General features: G+C 72.4%; 1 protein-coding gene. It reads left to right on the forward strand.

The features are described from left to right. A partial coding sequence (locus tag FQ746_RS33250; RefSeq protein WP_144114055.1) for an aldehyde dehydrogenase family protein occupies window positions 1-464 on the forward strand: 464 nt, incomplete at both ends.

Consider the following 464-nt stretch of genomic DNA (forward strand, 5'->3'; position numbering starts at 1 on the left):
CCGCCGCCAGCGAGGCGCAGCGCGCCTGGCGCCTGTTGCCGGCCGCCTCGCGCGCCGAGCTGCTGCGCAAGTTCGCCGACGCGATCACCGAACGCGCGCCCCGGATCGGCGCCGCGCTCGCGCTCGAATCGGGCAAGAGCCTCGAGGACGCGACCAACGAGGCGCGCTACGCCGCCGAGATCACGCGCTATCACGCCGAGTGGGCGCGCCGCATCGAAGGCGAGACCATCCCCAGCGATTCGCCGAACGAGAACCTGTTCCTGCACCGCGAGCCGATCGGCGTGGTGGCGGCCCTGATCCCGTTCAACTATCCGATCTACACGCTGATGCGCAAGATCGCGCCGGCCCTGATCGCCGGCAACGCGGTGGTGGTGCGCCCCAGCAACCACACGCCGTGCTCGGCCTTCGAGGTCGCGCGCGCGGCCCACGCTGCCGGCCTGCCCGCCGGCCTGGTCAACATCCTG

Source organism: Paraburkholderia sp. BCC1886 (genome assembly GCF_900996245.1).
Lineage (GTDB): Bacteria > Pseudomonadota > Gammaproteobacteria > Burkholderiales > Burkholderiaceae > Paraburkholderia.